General features: G+C 64.5%; 20 protein-coding genes. 18 read left to right on the top strand and 2 right to left on the bottom strand.

Annotation, left to right across the window (positions count from 1 at the left end; all coding sequences use genetic code 11):
* The first annotated feature begins 83 nt into the window (after nt 1-83).
* The 5 genes from A5645_RS19545 to A5645_RS19525 all read left to right on the top strand — a co-directional run bounded on the left by A5645_RS19545 (nt 84) and on the right by A5645_RS19525 (nt 6518).
* Entirely contained in the window at nt 84-1403 is a 1320-nt protein-coding gene (locus A5645_RS19545) for an oxygenase MpaB family protein (protein ID WP_065130728.1), read from the top strand.
* A gap of 147 nt (nt 1404-1550) precedes the next feature.
* Nucleotides 1551-3926 carry an arylsulfatase gene (locus A5645_RS19540; RefSeq protein WP_065130727.1) on the top strand — a complete coding sequence of 792 codons (2376 nt, stop codon included), beginning with the start codon at nt 1551-1553 and terminating at the stop codon, nt 3924-3926.
* Nucleotides 3907-4572, top strand: coding sequence for a hypothetical protein (locus A5645_RS28835; protein ID WP_253867072.1), 666 nt, complete (start codon nt 3907-3909; stop codon nt 4570-4572). The genes A5645_RS19540 and A5645_RS28835 overlap by 20 nt, the downstream gene beginning before the upstream one ends.
* Nucleotides 4573-4576: 4 nt before the next feature.
* A complete protein-coding gene (locus A5645_RS19530; protein WP_065035120.1) occupies nt 4577-5470 on the top strand; it encodes a formylglycine-generating enzyme family protein in 894 nt (297 codons plus the stop codon).
* 103 nt (nt 5471-5573) lie between these two features.
* A complete protein-coding gene (locus A5645_RS19525; protein ID WP_065035119.1) occupies nt 5574-6518 on the top strand; it encodes a DUF4436 domain-containing protein in 945 nt (314 codons plus the stop codon).
* Between the two features lie 25 nt (nt 6519-6543).
* On the opposite strand, the gene pstS is transcribed toward A5645_RS19525, so the two are convergent.
* Entirely contained in the window at nt 6544-7650 is a 1107-nt protein-coding gene (gene pstS / locus A5645_RS19520) for a phosphate ABC transporter substrate-binding protein PstS (protein WP_436405515.1), read from the bottom strand.
* A 491-nt stretch (nt 7651-8141) separates the two neighbouring features.
* On the opposite strand from pstS, the gene A5645_RS19515 reads away from it, so the two are divergent.
* The 13 genes from A5645_RS19515 (at nt 8142) to rplO (ending at nt 15502) form a co-directional block, all read left to right on the top strand.
* Nucleotides 8142-9062, top strand: coding sequence for a DUF4436 domain-containing protein (locus tag A5645_RS19515; RefSeq protein WP_065035117.1), 921 nt, complete (start codon nt 8142-8144; stop codon nt 9060-9062).
* A gap of 107 nt (nt 9063-9169) precedes the next feature.
* Nucleotides 9170-10018 (top strand): DUF4436 domain-containing protein, encoded by an 849-nt coding sequence (locus A5645_RS19510; protein ID WP_065035148.1) that lies wholly within the window; start codon nt 9170-9172, stop codon nt 10016-10018.
* A 287-nt stretch (nt 10019-10305) separates the two neighbouring features.
* Complete coding sequence (locus A5645_RS19505) at nt 10306-11130, top strand: DUF4436 domain-containing protein (RefSeq protein ID WP_414467393.1); 825 nt, start codon at nt 10306-10308, stop codon at nt 11128-11130.
* A 231-nt stretch (nt 11131-11361) separates the two neighbouring features.
* Nucleotides 11362-11730 carry a 50S ribosomal protein L14 gene (gene rplN / locus A5645_RS19500; protein WP_036352708.1) on the top strand — a complete coding sequence of 123 codons (369 nt, stop codon included), beginning with the start codon at nt 11362-11364 and terminating at the stop codon, nt 11728-11730.
* The gene (gene rplX, locus A5645_RS19495; protein WP_065035116.1) at nt 11731-12048 is read left to right on the top strand and encodes a 50S ribosomal protein L24; all 318 of its coding nucleotides are present in this window, start codon (nt 11731-11733) and stop codon (nt 12046-12048) included.
* On the top strand, nt 12048-12611 hold the full coding sequence (gene rplE, locus A5645_RS19490; protein WP_065035115.1) for a 50S ribosomal protein L5: 564 nt from the start codon (nt 12048-12050) through the stop codon (nt 12609-12611). Before rplX ends, rplE begins: the two co-directional genes overlap by 1 nt.
* Before the next feature lie 4 nt (nt 12612-12615).
* Nucleotides 12616-12801, top strand: coding sequence for a type Z 30S ribosomal protein S14 (locus tag A5645_RS19485; RefSeq protein WP_011739072.1), 186 nt, complete (start codon nt 12616-12618; stop codon nt 12799-12801).
* A 13-nt stretch (nt 12802-12814) separates the two neighbouring features.
* Complete coding sequence (gene rpsH / locus A5645_RS19480) at nt 12815-13213, top strand: 30S ribosomal protein S8 (protein WP_036352718.1); 399 nt, start codon at nt 12815-12817, stop codon at nt 13211-13213.
* 20 nt (nt 13214-13233) lie between these two features.
* Complete coding sequence (rplF, locus tag A5645_RS19475; protein ID WP_065130725.1) at nt 13234-13773, top strand: 50S ribosomal protein L6; 540 nt, start codon at nt 13234-13236, stop codon at nt 13771-13773.
* 2 nt (nt 13774-13775) lie between these two features.
* Nucleotides 13776-14144, top strand: coding sequence for a 50S ribosomal protein L18 (gene rplR, locus A5645_RS19470; protein WP_065035113.1), 369 nt, complete (start codon nt 13776-13778; stop codon nt 14142-14144).
* Nucleotides 14145-14181: 37 nt separating this feature from the next.
* Entirely contained in the window at nt 14182-14862 is a 681-nt protein-coding gene (gene rpsE / locus A5645_RS19465; protein WP_065130724.1) for a 30S ribosomal protein S5, read from the top strand.
* Nucleotides 14859-15059 (top strand): 50S ribosomal protein L30, encoded by a 201-nt coding sequence (gene rpmD / locus A5645_RS19460; protein ID WP_036352730.1) that lies wholly within the window; start codon nt 14859-14861, stop codon nt 15057-15059. The genes rpsE and rpmD overlap by 4 nt, the downstream gene beginning before the upstream one ends.
* Before the next feature lie 2 nt (nt 15060-15061).
* On the top strand, nt 15062-15502 hold the full coding sequence (rplO, locus tag A5645_RS19455; protein ID WP_065035111.1) for a 50S ribosomal protein L15: 441 nt from the start codon (nt 15062-15064) through the stop codon (nt 15500-15502).
* Nucleotides 15503-15583: 81 nt separating this feature from the next.
* Here rplO and A5645_RS19450 read toward each other — a convergent pair whose 3' ends face one another.
* The gene (locus A5645_RS19450) at nt 15584-16510 is read right to left on the bottom strand and encodes an LLM class flavin-dependent oxidoreductase (RefSeq protein WP_065130723.1); all 927 of its coding nucleotides are present in this window, start codon (nt 16508-16510) and stop codon (nt 15584-15586) included.
* Nucleotides 16511-16574: the final 64 nt, after the last annotated feature.

The following is a 16574-nucleotide window of genomic DNA, read 5'->3' as shown; positions in this document are numbered from 1 at the left end:
CCTGGTGGCCTGCGTCACGCTTGACAGCATAACTAACACTTTGTGAGTATTACTCACAGAGTGTTAGTTATCGAGAGGTCTGCATGGTCACCTACTTCCCAGAGCTCGCGCAGCGTGTCGCAAGTCAACGGCAGCTGCAGCCAGATCTGTACGGCGACATCGACTTTGACGAGCGGCCGTATCGGCTGACCAAACAGCCGGGCGACAAGTCGTCGCTGCCGGCGTGGGCCGCCGACCGCGACCAGATCCTCACCGACGACCGCGTCCTGGAGCTGATGGAGACTGCGACCATGCTCGGCGATGTGGTGGCCGACCCGTACGCGGCGTTGATGAGCCGCTACAGCGTCACCGAGCTGATCGACATGCTCAAGACTGCCTGCCGCCATGGCATCGACGCCGTTCCCGACGCGCCTGAAGAGCTGGTGGCGTTCATCGCCGCGATGGAGGTCAAGCCGGACTGGATCAACTTCGACCTGATCGAGGAGGGTGCGCGGCAGGCGCGCGCCGCCGCGGCGTTGCTGGCCCACTTCATCACCCGCGGCGCTTTCATCGCCACCTTCACCAACACCTACGCGGCATTGCCGATGGGCCTGACCGGTGCGCTCTCGGGTCGCCGCGCCGCGCGCCGGGTCAACGAGACGGCAAGCTTCTTCGCCGTCACCACCCTGCCGGGCGCGTTGCAGCGGTACGGGCCGGGGTTCGAAGCGGCCGCGATGGTCCGGCTGATGCATTCGATGGTCCGCTACAACGCCCTGAAGAAATCCGACAAGTGGGATGTCGACGTGTACGGCGTGCCGGTGCCGCAGGTCGACCAGATGCCGGCGGGCATGATCGGCCAGTACATGACATCCCAACAGGTGCTGCGGCAGGGCCGGGACAAGTTCAACGAGCAGGAGCGAGCGCTCGTCGAGTTCGGGCGCTACCGCTGCTTCCTGCTCGGTTTGCCCGAGGAACTGTTGCCCACCACCCCCGCCGAGACGGTTCACGTCATGCACGCCCGCGCGGCGCTCTTGCGCGACGGATTCGACTCCGTCTGCCGCGAACTCGTCGACTCCACGATGGCTGCGTATCTACGTCCTGGAACCTCGTGGTTCGACCGCGCCGCGGAGGCCGTGGAGAAGAGCTACAGCAAGGAGACGTTCGTCCGGGCGTTCTGCAACGGCCACCGCGAAACCGCCGAGGCCATGGGCGTCTCGATAGGAGTGGCCGACCGCATCCGCATCGCCCTGACCGGGCCGTTCATCGCCGGGCGCTTTGTTGCCGTGCAGCGCGCCAATAACATTCCCGCGCTGCGCCAGCTGGTCGACCGATATGTCATCCGGCTGCTCAAGTCGCGACTGAGGACCTACGGAAAGCCCGAATTCACCAGCGATTCCGCGCATTACACGCCGATACCGCACTGAGCAGGATCAGGCGCGCATCGACAAACCTAGACAAACCGTCGAGCCGCCGCGAAATCTCAGCTGATTGCTATGCGGCGCGTGTAATGTCCACGGACATTCGGATGGTCGGCGAGACGTCGATGACGACACAGAGTGAGGCTGGCGGATATGACAGGGCAGTCGGGGTCCAACGTACCGGGTCAATTTCAAGGCAAGATCGAGCTGGACATCCGGGATTCGGAACCGGACTGGGGGCCGTACGCGGCGCCCACCGCTCCGGAGAATTCGCCGAACATTCTTTACCTGGTATGGGATGACACCGGCATCGCGACCTGGGACTGCTTCGGCGGTCTGGTCGAAATGCCGGCCATGAGCAGGATCGCTGAACGCGGAGTGCGCCTCACGCAGTTCCACACCACCGCGCTGTGCTCGCCGACCCGGGCGTCACTGCTGACCGGCCGCAATGCCACCACCGTCGGCATGGCCACCATTGAGGAGTTCACCGACGGGTTCCCCAACTGCAACGGCCGCATCCCGGCCGATACCGCGCTGCTCTCCGAGGTGCTCAACGAGCGCGGGTACAACACCTACTGCATCGGCAAGTGGCACCTGACGCCACTGGAAGAGTCCAGCATGGCGGCGACCAAAAGGCACTGGCCGACGTCGCGCGGCTTCGAACGCTTCTACGGTTTCCTGGGTGGAGAGACCGACCAGTGGTATCCGGACCTGGTGTACGACAACCACCCCGTGAACCCGCCGGGCACTCCCGAGGACGGCTACCACCTGTCAAAAGACCTGGCCGACAAGACGATTCAATTCATCCGCGATGCCAAGGTGATCGCTCCGGACAAGCCGTGGTTCAGCTACGTCTGCCCTGGCGCCGGCCATGCGCCGCACCACGTGTTCTCCGAATGGGCCGACAAGTACAGCGGCGTGTTCGACATGGGTTACGAGAAATACCGCGAGATCGTCCTGGAAAAGCAGAAGGCGATGGGAATCGTTCCGCCGGACACCGAGTTGTCTCCGATCAACCCCTACCTCGACGTCAAGGGACCGCAAGGAGAGGCGTGGCCGCTGCAGGACACCGTGCGCCCCTGGGACGGCCTCACCGACGACGAGAAGCGACTGTTCAGCCGGATGGCTGAGGTGTTCGCCGGCTTCCTGAGCTACACCGATGCCCAGATCGGCCGGATCCTGGATTACCTGGAAGAGTCGGGTCAGCTGGACGACACCATCATCGTGGTCATCTCCGACAACGGCGCCAGTGGCGAAGGCGGCCCGAACGGGTCGGTCAACGAAGGCAAGTTCTTCAACGGCTACATCGACACCGTCGAGGAGAGCATGCGACTCTTCGACCAGTTGGGCGGGCCGGAAACCTACAACCATTACCCGATCGGCTGGGCAATGGCCTTCAACACGCCTTATAAGTTGTTCAAACGCTACGCTTCTCACGAGGGCGGCATTGCCGACACCGCAATCATTGCCTGGCCCAACGGTATTGCCGCGCACGGCGAGGTCCGCGACAACTACGTCAACGTCAGTGACATCACCCCGACCGTCTACGACCTGCTCGGCATGGCCCCGCCCGATACCGTCAAGGGCATCGCGCAGAAGCCGCTGGACGGTGTGAGCTTCAAAACCGCCCTTGAGGATTCGAGCGCTGACACCGGAAAGACGACGCAGTTCTACACCATGCTCGGCACCCGGGGGATCTGGCACCAGGGCTGGTTCGCCAACACCGTGCATGCCGCAACACCCGCGGGCTGGTCACACTTCGAACAGGACCGGTGGGAGCTGTTTCACATCGAGCGCGATCGTAGCCAGTGCCATGACCTGGCGACGGAGCATCCGGAGAAACTCGAAGAACTCAAAGAGCTGTGGTTCTCGGAGGCCGCCAAGTACAACGGGCTGCCGTTGGCCGACCTGAACATCTTCGAAACGTTGTCGCGGTCGCGGCCTTACCTGGTCAGTGAGCGGGACAGCTACATCTACTACCCGGACTGCGCCGACGTCGGCATCGGCGCAGCACCCGAGATGCGCGGGCGGTCGTTCGCCGTGGTTGCCGACGTGACCCTGGATTCCACCGGCGCCGAAGGGGTGTTGTTCAAACAGGGCGGGGCGCACGGCGGGCACGTGCTGTTCATCCAGGACGGGCGGCTGCAGTACGTCTACAACTTCCTCGGCGAACGGCAGCAGCTCATTCAGTCGGCCGGGCCGATCCCGTTGGGCCACCACCTGCTCGGTGCGCGTTACGAGCGCACCGGGACCGTGCCGAACAGCCACACCCCGGTCGGTGTCGTCACGCTTTACTTCGACGAGCATCCGGTCGGGACGTTGCCCGACGTGATGACCCACCCCGGAACATTCGGGTTGGCGGGTGCCGGCATCACCGTCGGACGAAACGGCGGCTCGGGAGTGTCCAGCCGGTACAAGGCACCGTTCGTGTTCACCGGCGGCACCATCACCCAGGTGGCGCTAGACCTGTCGGGTCGGCCGTACGAGGACGTGGAAAAGGATCTGGCGCTTGCCTTTTCGCGCGATTGAGTGGTTTGCGCGGCTCGCGGCGCCGGTCGCGGTGGGACTGGTTGCGGCTGGGACGGTCGGCTGCGAGTCGCACGACGGGGGAGCGGCGGCGCCGACGCGGCATCCCGACCCGGCCGAGCCGGTACCGGGCGTCGCGGCCACGCAGCCAGACCACATTCCGCCAAACGCGCTCGCCTGCCTTAGCACCGCTGCTGGCGGGAATCCCATTGAAGTGACGGTCACTGACCCCGCCGCCCCGCGCATCACCATCGCGATTCCAGAGGGCTGGAGCTCGACCCCCGGTACCGGCGACACGGCATTGCGATTGAGTGGCCCCGACACCTTGGCGGCGACGGTGACCATAGCCGCGACCGACCAGTCGCCCGAGAGCGCGTTCTTGCGTTACACAGCCGGGGTCGGTGGCACCCTGCCGCGCCGGAAATTCTCCGTCACCGGGTCACCTTTTTGCGGTTACAGCAGCCAGCAACTCGCCGGTACGCTACAAGCGCCGTCCGGTGGAATTGACTTCGCCGACCGGATCACTCACATCTGGACGAACACCAAGCAGTACCTGGTCGCGATCCATCTCGAGGCGCACTCGGGCGTACCCGGTTTCGACGCTGCCAAATCCCTGTTGACTCAGGACTTCGGGGTCGTCATACCCTGAACTGGTGTTGACGGAGCTGGTGGAGCTGCCGGGCGGATCGTTCCGGATGGGGTCGACGAGCTTCTATCCCGAAGAGGCGCCGATCCATACCGTGACGGTGGCCGGGTTCGCGGTGGAACGCCACCCGGTGACCAACGCCCAGTTCGCCGAATTCGTTGCCGCGACAGGCTATGTGACCGTCGCAGAGCAGCCCCTGGACGCGGCCCTGTATCCGGGGGCCGATCCCGCCGATCTGTGTCCAGGCGCCATGGTGTTCCGTCCCACGCGGGGACCGGTCGACCTGCGCGACTGGCGGCAGTGGTGGGACTGGGCACCCGGAGCGAGCTGGCGGCAGCCCTTCGGTCCCGACAGCGACGTCGCGGACCGCCCCGATCACCCGGTCGTGCAAGTGGCGTTTCCTGACGCCGCGGCCTACGCACGATGGGCGGGACGGCGCCTGCCGACCGAAGCCGAATGGGAGTACGCCGCCCGCGCCGGGGCGGCCGGCCGATACGCGTGGGGTGACGAGGAAAAGCCCGACGGCCAGTTGATGGCAAACACCTGGCAGGGGCGGTTCCCGTACCGCAACGACGGCGCACTCGGCTGGTTCGGCACGTCGCCGGTCGGCACCTTTGCGCCCAACGGTTTTGGCCTTTCCGACATGATCGGCAACGTCTGGGAATGGACCACAACGGAGTTCAGCGCGCACCACCGCCTCGACCAGCCGCCGAAAGCATGCTGCGCCCCCGCCAATCCGGCCGACCCGTCGATCAGCCAAACCCTCAAGGGCGGCTCCCATCTGTGCGCGCCGGAGTACTGCCACCGCTACCGGCCGTCGGCCCGCTCGCCGCAGACCCAGGACACCGCGACCACCCATATCGGATTCCGTTGCGTGCTGGATTCAACCCGAGTCGAATAAATTCCCCGCCGGACGCCGCGCCGCATTGCGGGCGGAATGTCTATGAGTTTCAATAGCCTTTCGCCAGCAAATCCCCAGCGCTTCCACCGAAAGGCCGCGTCCGATGAGCCATCAGGCCCCGCCGCCCGCCCCGCCCGCGCCGCCACAGAGTCAGCCGGCCGGGCCACCGCCGGGGCAGCCGAAGCAGCCGTCACGGGCGCGGCGGCTGCTGATCGATCTCGGTGTGGTCCTGGCCGTGGTGTTTGTGTACGTGATCTCATTGGTCGGCGTCCATCTCCTGGCTACGTCAGCCGAACCGCTCCCACCCGCGGACCTGGGCACCACCGACGACACCGTGGTGCAGGTGAAGGTCGAGGAACTGGACACGGTCAACAATCGCCTGAAAGTGAGTGTCCTTGTCAGTCCCGAACAGTCGAAAGTCGACAAGGATTTCCACACGCTGACTCAGGATCTGACAGTGCACCTGTATCCCGAGAATGACTTGGGGGACCTGCAATACCCGGTCGGTAAGGCGCCTGCGCAGCAAAGCACTTACCTTGACGCCGAGGGCGATCCGGCCAACTGGCCGTTCGACTCCTACACCACCGGAACGATCCAGGCCGAGGTGTACTCGGGGACCGGGTCTAACCGCGTCAAGGAGGACGCGCGCGTCGAGGTGATCGGCGAGGTCGGCGGCTGGGATGTCAGCGTCCGACGTGTAGGTGAATCCAGCCAGACCGATCCTCGTCCTGATGACGTGATCATCACCTTGCACCGGTCCAAGAGCACCCTGATCTTCGACATCGGCATCGTCCTGGTATTGATCTCGCTGCCCGCGCTGGCGTTGTGGGTGTCCATCCCAATGGTGTTGGGCAAGAAGAAGTTCCTGCCGCCGTTCGTATCCTGGTTCGCCGCCATGCTGTTCGCGGTGGTCCCGCTGCGAAATATCTTCCCGGGCAAGCCGCCGGAGGGCTCGTGGGTGGATCAGGCCATCACGCTGTGGGTGCTGCTGGCGCTGATCGTTGCGATGACGTTGTTCATCGTGGCGTACCGAAAACAGTCGGACTGAAGTCCAGCCTCGTCGATCGGAACAATCACTCTGCCTGCACGGAGCCACCGACAGCGCTGATCGCGTCGACGGCTTCGGACACCCGCGCCTGGAACTGGGGCGACAGCGGGATGTAGCCGACCCTGTTCAGGTCCAACTGGCCGGGGCCGATCGCCGCCTGCAGGAACGCCTTGACCGCGTTGGCTACCTCGGCCGTGGGGTATCGAGAGCAGACGATCTCGTAGGTGGCCAGCACGATCGGGTAGACGTCGGGTTGAGCAGGGTTGTAGAACGACGAGATGTCGAGTACCAGGTCGTTGCCTTGGCCGACGATCTTGGCGCCCCTGATCGTCTTGCCGACGGTGTCGGTACCGATCCGCACCGGGCGCAGTGACCTGCGGCTGGCGGGAGTTTTGATCTCGGCGGCGAAGAGCCCCTGTTTGAGTGCGAAGGACAATTCGTTGTAGCTGATCGCTCCCTCGGTGGCTTTAACGATTGCTGCCGTGCCGTCGTTGCCGGCAGCGCCGACCCCGACGCCGCCGCTGAATGCCTTGCCGGCACCCGCTGTCCAGGCCCCGCCGGACGCGGCTTGCAGATACGACTGAAAGTTGTAGGTTGTGCCGGACGCGTCGCTGCGATAGATGACTCGGATATCTTCTGCCGGCATGGATGCGTTCAGTGCGGTGAGGGCGGGGTCGTCCCAGCGCGTGATAGTGCCGTTGAAGATCTTGGCAAGGGTGGGCCCGTCGAGCACCAGGGAATCGACCTTGGCGAGGTTATACGTGATCGCCATCGGGCCGAACACCACAGGCAGGTTCCAAGCGTCGGCACCGCCGCACCGCTCCTTGGCCGCGGCGTACTGATCTCGCGACAGCGGTGTATCCGAACCCGCGAAATCGGTTTCCCCAGACAAAAATTCGTTGATACCGGCACCCGATCCATTGGGGTCGTATCTGAGAGTCTGGTTGCCGCAGGCCGTGTGATACGCGTCGATGAACCGCAACATCGCATAGGTCTGTGCGGTCGAGCCGCTGGCGATCAAGGTCTGTTTACCGCCGCAGTCCACCTTGGCTCCGCTGACATATGGCAGGTTGGCGTGGGCGGCGCTGCTGCATCCCGAGAGCACCACCGCGCCCGCAGCCAGCAAGCTCATCGCGACACTCGGTTTGCGCTTCATGTCAGGTTTCTCCCTTGAGACGCCCGGCACCGTGGCGAGCGGTGGCTGGCGGCGTGCTTCGGACGATGAATCACCCGGCTCGGATACACGTTGACAATTACCGCCACTGGAATCAGTTGGCAAGCAAACATCAGATGAACCGGCATTCGGCGCCGGACGAATAACGGTTCTCCACAATTTCGGTCGCGAATTAGCCTGGCTTGCAATGACTTCGATGTATCGGCCGTCGCTCATAGTCGGATTCTCCGCACTGTCAATCTCGTATCAAGGTAGCCATACGGACGGCGGATTGCCGCGAGATGTACTGATAGTGAACGAAATTACAGAAAGCGTAAGGACGGGATTAGTTTGCTAGCATCGAGACCCATGTTGTTTGGCCCAGCCGGACCGGGTCCGCGACTCGTGGGTGGAGGTGACCAGTGACCCTTCAAGCGCCACCCAATGCGCCGACGGATGATCCGCAGGCGATGGCGGACGAACAACCCAAGAAGAAGGAAGCGACTGGGAAAGAGCCGAGCCGATCACGCATTTTGATCGGCATGATCATTCTTCTGGTTGTCGTCATCGCTTATGCGTTGTCGCTGGTCGGTGTCCACATCCTGCAAAGATCAGAAGGGCCGCTACCGCCGCTGGACCTCAGCCAGGGTGGCGGTGACGCCACGATTGTGCAGCTGCGGCTTGAGGAACTGAAGCCGGTAGCTAACCGCCTCACGGTCAATGTGCTTGTCTATCCGGCAATTTCGGCGTATGACAACCGCTTCGATGTGCTGGGCACCGACGTTGCGGTGCGCCTGTATCCGCCGAGCGATCTGGGAGACTTGCACTACCCGAAGGGAAAGGCGCCAGCCCAACTCACCAGCACCGTCGAAGCGCACGGCGATCCCGGTAACTGGCCCTTCGACACGTACCGCACCGAGTCGATTTCGGCCGACGCTTTCGTCGGTTCTGGCGACGGCCTCAAGAAGGTGCCTGCCCGTGTGGAGATCACCGGATCGCTGGACGGCTGGGACGTCACCGTCAACCGCGTTCACGACGCCGCCGCCTTGCCGACCGCACGCTCCATGGACAACGGGAACGTGGTCATCACCTTCAAGAGGGCGAAGGGCCCGCTCATCTTCGACCTGGGCATCTGCCTGGTGCTCATCGCCTTGCCCACCTTGGCGCTGTTGGTTGCCGTTCCAATGGCATTGGGCAGACGAAAGTTTCTGCCGCCGTTCGCAACTTGGTACGCCGCCAACCTGTTTGCCATCGTCCCGTTGCGCAACATACTGCCGGGTGCCCCGCCGCCGGGCTCCTGGATCGACCAAGCGATCGTGCAATGGGTCTTGATCGCGTTGGTGACGGCGATGAGCTTGTATATCTTCGCCTGGGTTCGACAAGGCGACTGATCTCCAACCGGGCGCCGTCGCGCCGGCCGATTGCTACCATCTGCTCCGTGTCATCGCCCGAGGCCGCGCCGCCGGTGCACGAGCCGGGGCCGCCCGAACACAAGCACATGTCGGTGCGCAAGCACCTGGTGCTGGACACGTCGATCATCGTCGGAGTCTCGGTGCTCTGGCTTATCGGAGTGCTCAGCTACAAATGGCTGGCACCGCATCCGCTGCCGAAGGTCGACCTGGGCACCACCGACGACCCGTTGGTCGTGGTGCACGTCGAGCAGCTCAACGCCACCGAGCAATTGCTTGAGGTGAAGGTCTTGCTCCGGCCGGATGAGTCCATCATCAACCGGCGACTCAACCGGCTCACCGCCGAATCGGCGGTGCGGTTCGTCTCGCAGAACGACATGGCCGAATTGCAGTACCACACCGGCAAAGCTCCGGAATGGGTGTCGACCACCATCGACGCCCGCGGCAAGTCCACGGAATGGCCGGTGGACGAATACGTCACGGACCCGATTCAGGCCGAATGGCTCGTCGGTGCCGCGGATACCAGCCACTACGAGCCGGCGCGGGTCGAGGTGGAAGGGGCGGTGGACGGATTCGATATTCACCTCGAAAGGGTGGCCAGCTCAGACCCGAAAGCGCCCGCCGCCGTCGTCATCAAGCTGAAGCGGACCAAGGCGCAGCAATTCTTCGACATCGGAATCTGTTTGGTGCTGATCACGTTGCCGGCGCTCGCGTTGTTCGTCGCCATTCAGATGGTGACCAGGCGGCGGCCGTTCCTGCCGCCGTTCGGCACCTGGTATGCGGCCATGCTGTTCGCGGTGGTGCCGCTGCGAAACTTCCTGCCCGGAGCCCCGCCACCCGGTGCCTGGATCGACCAGGGACTGGTGATCTGGGTGCTGTTGGGCCTGGCCACCGCCATGGTCATCTACATCATCGCCTGGTACCGCGACCGGGCGTAGCTGGCAGCAAACAAAATCGGCGCGCCCGCCGGCGCCGTGGCCGTTGCCGTGTTAACGGTGATGACATCGATTGTTACGAGCGCGTAGCCGCCTTCGTCAAAAAGTGCTAGCAAACTCATAGATTGCTAACATCTGGCTCCGTGACGGTTCATCGGAACTTGGCCATCTCGGCAGGTCATCCGGCAGCTGCGGGTTCCGACTTCGAGCTGGCCACGACCTACGTGCTGCCCGCCCACGGTCAAGATCCGCCGAACCGAACCCGCCACAGACGAGCGGTCGACCTTTCGGTGGTCGTCGGTGTCGCTGTCGTCTACCTGCTGTCACTGTTCGGCTATCACTGGCTGGCCACCGCGCCCGGCCCACTGCCCGACCCGGACCTGAGCACCGCCGACAACAGCGTCGTCCTGGTGCGCATCGAGCAGCTGCACCCCGTCGAGCACCGGCTCGACGTAAAGGTGCTGGTGATGCCGGACAGTTCGATGATCGACAAGCGACTCGACGTGTTGACGACGGAGGCGTCGGTGCGTTTCGACCCCGACAACGACCTGGGGGATCTGCAGTACCCGAAGGGAAAGGCGCCGGCCCAGGTCGCGACGACGATCCAGGCGCACGGCAACCCCGGGGACTGGCCGTTCGACACCTACCGGACCGACACCATCCAGGCCGACGTGCTCTTCGGCACCGATGAGGGGCGGCAACCCCGGCACGCCCGGGTCGAGGTGACCGGATTGCTGGAGGGCTGGGACGTCTCGGCCACCCGGGTCGGACGCGCGGGCCAGGACCCGAATCGCCCCGACGACGTCGTCATAACGCTGCAGCGGGCCAAGGGGCCGCTGGTCTTCGACCTGGGAATCTGCCTCGTCCTGGTCGCGCTGCCCACCCTGGCGCTGTTCGTCGCGATCCAGATGTTCACCGGCCGGCGCAAGTTCCTGCCGCCGTTCTCGACCTGGTACGCAGCCATGCTGTTCGCCGTGGTGCCGTTGCGCAACATCCTGCCCGGTTCACCGCCGGCCGGCTCCTGGGTTGACCAGGCCGTCGTGATCTGGGTATTGATAGGGCTGGCCACGGCGCTGGTGCTCTACGTACTGGCCTGGCACCGGCAGGGCGACTGAGCGGCCGGACGATCGCCAATTTGGCGCTGAGCTGGCTGTCACCTAGACTCTAGGGGTTGCCTTGGGCAGACCTCGGCTGGTTCATGTGTAAGCATTCACCGGCCCCGCGTGCCCTTCGGGAACGAATGCTTTTCAAGACCGCGCTCGGCTCGTGCTGCCGTCGGTTGTGCCCGTCCCGGGTACACCGCCTGTTCTCTTGCCGCGCACACGTCAACCAGGTCAGGAGATCTAGTGATTCAGCAGGAATCGCGGCTCAAGGTCGCCGACAACACCGGCGCCAAGGAGATCTTGTGCATCCGGGTGCTCGGTGGTTCGTCGCGACGCTACGCCGGCATCGGTGACGTCATCGTCGCCACGGTCAAGGACGCCATCCCCGGCGGCAACGTCAAGCGGGGCGACGTCGTGAAGGCCGTCGTGGTGCGCACCGTCAAGGAACGCCGGCGGCCCGACGGCAGCTACATCAAGTTCGACGAGAACGCCGCGGTGATCATCAAGCCCGACAACGACCCGCGCGGCACGCGCATCTTCGGCCCGGTCGGCCGTGAGTTGCGAGAGAAGAAGTTCATGAAGATCATCTCGCTGGCCCCGGAGGTGTTGTAGATGAAGGTCCACAAAGGCGACACCGTGCTGGTCATCGCCGGCAAGGACAAGGGCGCCAAGGGCAAGGTCATTCAGGCCTACCCCGACCGCAACCGGGTGCTTGTTGAGGGTGTCAACCGCATCAAGAAGCACACAGCGGTGTCGACCAATCAGCGTGGCGCCCGCTCCGGCGGCATCGTCACACAGGAAGCGCCGATCCACGTGTCCAACGTGATGGTCGTTGATTCGGACGGCAAGCCCACTCGCGTCGGTTACCGCGTCGACGAGGAGACCGGCAAGCGGGTCCGTATCTCCAAGCGCAACGGCAAGGACATCTGATGACCACTGCAGAGAAGACTCAGCCGCGCTTGAAAGAGCGCTACCGCAACGAGATTCGCGACGCGCTACACAAGCAGTTCAATTACCGCAACGTGATGCAGATCCCGACGGTGACCAAGGTCGTTGTCAACATGGGTGTCGGTGAGGCCGCTCGCGACGCGAAGTTGATCAACGGCGCCGTCAACGACCTGGCGCTGATCACCGGGCAACGTCCCGAGATCCGCAAGGCGCGAAAGTCCATCGCGCAGTTCAAGTTGCGCGAGGGAATGCCGATCGGCGTACGGGTTACGCTGCGCGGCGACCGGATGTGGGAGTTCCTCGACCGGCTCACGTCGATCGCACTGCCCCGTATCCGTGACTTCCGCGGGTTGTCACCCAAGCAGTTCGACGGTGTCGGCAACTACACCTTCGGGCTGGCCGAGCAGTCGGTTTTCCACGAGATCGACGTCGACAAGATCGACCGGGTCCGCGGCATGGACATCAACGTCGTCACTTCGGCGACGAACGACGACGAAGGACGAGCGCTGTTGCGGGCCCTCGGCTTTCCCTTCAAGGAGAACTGAGCAGATGGCGAAGAAAGCACTGGTCAACAAGGCCGCGCGCAAGCCGAAGTTTGCAGTGCGCGGCTACACCCGCTGCAGCAAGTGCGGCCGTCCGCGCGCGGTGTTCCGCAAGTTCGGGCTGTGCCGGATCTGCCTGCGCGAAATGGCGCATGCGGGCGAGTTGCCCGGCGTGCAGAAGAGCAGCTGGTGAGGAGTAGCGCTCAATGACTATGACCGACCCGATCGCAGACTTCTTGACCCGTTTGCGCAACGCCAACTCGGCGTACCACGACGAAGTGACCTTGCCGCACTCCAAGATCAAGGCCAACATCGCCCAGATCCTCAAGAACGAGGGGTACATCACCGACTTCCGTACCGAGGATGCTCGGGTGGGCAAGTCGCTGATCGTCCAGCTCAAGTACGGACCCAGTCGGGAGCGCAGCATCGCCGGCCTGAAGCGGGTGTCCAAGCCCGGCCTGCGCGTGTACGCGAAGTCCACCAACCTGCCGCGCGTGCTCGGCGGCCTCGGCGTTGCGATCATTTCGACGTCGTCGGGTCTGCTCACCGACCGTCAGGCAGCCAGACAGGGCGTGGGCGGCGAAGTCCTCGCTTACGTCTGGTAGTAGGGGAGAGGCAGCGAAAGATGTCGCGAATTGGTAAGCAGCCGGTTCCGGTTCCGGCCGGGGTCGACGTAACGATCGAGGGCCAGAACGTCTCGGTGAAGGGGCCCAAGGGCACCCTCGAATTGACGGTGGCCGAGCCAATCTCCGTGTCGCGCAACGACGATGGCGCAATTGTGGTGACGCGTCCCAACGACGAGCGGCACAACCGCTCGTTACACGGGCTGTCGCGGACCCTGGTGTCGAACCTGGTCACGGGCGTGACCGAGGGCTACACGACCAAGATGGAAATCTACGGTGTCGGTTACCGTGTGCAGCTCAAGGGCAGCAACCTGGAGTTCGCGCTGGGATACAGCCACCCGGTTGTGATCGAGGCACCCGAAGGCATCACCTTCGCGGTCCAGGCGCCCACCAAGTTCACGGTCTCCGGGATCGACAAGCAGAAGGTCGGCCAAATCTCGGCGAATATCCGTCGCCTGCGCCGTCCCGACCCGTACAAGGGCAAGGGCGTGCGCTACGAGGGCGAGCAGATCCGCCGCAAGGTCGGAAAGACAGGTAAGTAGTCATGGCGCAAACATTTTCCGCAACCCGGCGGGTCTCGCGGCTGCGTAGGCACGCCCGGCTGCGCAAGAAGATCTCGGGCACCGCGGAGCGTCCCCGCTTGGTGGTGAACCGGTCATCGCGGCACATCCACGTGCAGCTGGTGAACGACCTCAACGGCACCACCGTGGCCGCCGCTTCGTCTATCGAAGCCGACGTCCGCGGTCTGGACGGGGACAAGAAGGCCCGTAGCGTGCGGGTCGGCCAGTTGATCGCCGAGCGTGCCAAGGCAGCCGGCGTCGACACCGTGGTGTTCGACCGCGGCGGCTACACCTACGGTGGACGGATCGCGGCATTGGCTGATGCCGCCCGCGAGAACGGATTGCAATTCTGATGAGCAGCATCAGCCTGATGAACGGAAGGTTCGCATAATGGCGGAACAGCCGGCTGGGGGCCCGGGCCCGGACAGTCGTGACGGCCGCGACTCGCGCGACGGACGGGGCCGCCGGGACGGCGGTGGCCGTGGTGGCCGCGACCGTGACCGTGACGGCGACAAAGGCAACTACTTGGAGCGGGTCGTCGCGATCAACCGCGTCTCCAAGGTGGTCAAGGGTGGTCGGCGCTTCAGCTTCACCGCCCTGGTCATCGTGGGTGACGGCAACGGCATGGTCGGCGTCGGTTACGGCAAGGCCAAGGAAGTTCCGGCCGCCATCGCCAAGGGCGTCGAAGAGGCTCGCAAGGGCTTCTTCCGCGTGCCGCTGATCGGCGGAACGATCACGCACCCGGTGCAAGGTGAGGCCGCAGCCGGCGTCGTGCTGCTGCGTCCGGCGAGCCCGGGCACTGGTGTGATCGCCGGTGGTGCGGCCCGCGCGGTGTTGGAATGCGCTGGGGTGCACGACATTCTGGCGAAGTCGTTGGGCAGTGACAACGCGATCAACGTGGTGCACGCCACCGTCGCCGCCCTCAAGATGTTGCAGCGTCCCGAGGAGGTGGCCGCCCGGCGCGGTCTGCCGATCGAGGATGTCGCCCCGGCCGGGATGCTGAAGGCCCGTCGCGAAAGTGACGCGCTGGCCAGGGCCGCGGTGGCAAGAGAGGCTCAGGCACAACCATGAGTGACGGACAGCTGAAGATCACCCAGGTGCGCAGCACCATCGGGGCACGCTGGAAGCAACGCGAGAGCCTGCGCACGCTGGGCCTGCGCAAGATTCGCCACTCGGTGATCCGCGACGACAACGCACAGACCCGCGGGCTGATTGCCGTGGTGCGCCACCTCGTCGAGGTGGAGCCCGCGAATACCGGAGGTAAGTAGAAGTGACCATCAAGCTGCACGACCTGCGGCCTGCGCCCGGGTCGAAGACCGCGCGCACCCGTGTCGGCCGCGGTGAGGGTTCCAAGGGCAAGTCCGCGGGTCGCGGCACCAAAGGAACGAAGGCGCGCAAGAACGTTCCGGCGACCTTCGAGGGCGGGCAGATGCCGCTGCACATGCGGCTGCCCAAGCTCAAGGGGTTCCGCAACCGGTTCCGTACCGAGTACCAGGTCGTCAATGTCGGCGACATCAACCGGCTGTTCCCCGAAGGGGGCTCGGTTGGTATCGATGAGCTGGTGGCCAAAGGCGCCGTTCGCAAGAACACGTTGGTGAAGGTCCTCGGTGACGGCAAGCTGACCGTCAAGGTGGACCTCACCGCGCACAAGTTCAGCGGCAGCGCCCGCGAGAAGATCACTGCCGCCGGCGGCTCGGCCACCGAGCTTTAGTACCGCGCGTACCCCCGCGAGAAGACGCAAAAGCTCCCGCACGCCCGGCGTGTCGGGAGCTTTTGCGTCTGCTCGCGCAACCTAACTGAGCTGCGGAATGACCTCTGCGGCAAGACGTTCCATCTGCTCCCGATCCTCCGCCACGTTCTTGCCGACCGGATTGAGCAACAGCATCTCCGCGCCCGCATACATCACCTCGCGCAGCCCGCGGACCACGTCAGCCGGAGTCCCTGACACCGGGACCGCCTCGATGCCGGCCATCTTTCCGTAGATTCTTCGCAGCCCGGCGAGCACGCGTTCGCGAGCCCGATCGGCGTCGTCGTCGATCATCAGATAGACCCGCTTGCCGATGGTGAAGTGCGCGGGATCCCTTTCCTGTTCGGTCAGTTCCCGGCGCACCACCTGCACCGCGCTGGCGAAGTCGGCCGTCGTCGACGACCCGGCGCCCAGGAAGGCGTCGCCATGGCGCACGGCGCGGGCCAGTGCCTTGGGCGCGGAACCGCCGAACCAGATGGGCGGATGCGGTCGCTGCACCGGCTTGGGCTGGATGGGCAGGTCGTCGACCTCACGGAACCGACCGTGGAATGTCACCCGCGGTTCGTCCGACCAGGCCGCCTTCATCAACCGCAGGCCCTCGGTGAAATAGCTGATGTACGTGTCCTTCTCGACGCCGAAGGCGGCGAACCTGCGGCGACCACCACCCGGCGCGACCCCGATGTCCAGCCGCCCGTGGCTGAGCCGGTCCACCGCGGTCACCGAAGACGCCAGCTGCAACGGATCGTGCAGTGAGGTCACCAGGACGGCGACCCCGAGCCGCAGCCGCTGGGTGCAGGCTGCGGCGTAGGCCAGCAATTCCAGGGGCGCCAGCAGGGGTGCATCACCGATGACTTGTTCGAGCACCCAACCGCCCTCGAAACCGAGATATTCGGCCCGGGTCAGGTACGAGCGCAGTCCGTCGGCATCGAAACCGTCCGAGTCGAATTGGGGAATGGCAATCGCGTATCGCACGCCTCCACGGTACGGGTGAAGTTTGGTTGCTCGCGCCAACTCGGGCGATCGGTACGCTGGCAAA

This window comes from Mycobacterium asiaticum (assembly GCF_001673635.1).
GTDB classification, from domain to species: Bacteria; Actinomycetota; Actinomycetes; order Mycobacteriales; family Mycobacteriaceae; genus Mycobacterium; species Mycobacterium asiaticum_C.
The sequence above is the reverse complement of the archived record's forward strand: the minus strand, read 5'-3'. Positions and strand labels throughout refer to the sequence as shown.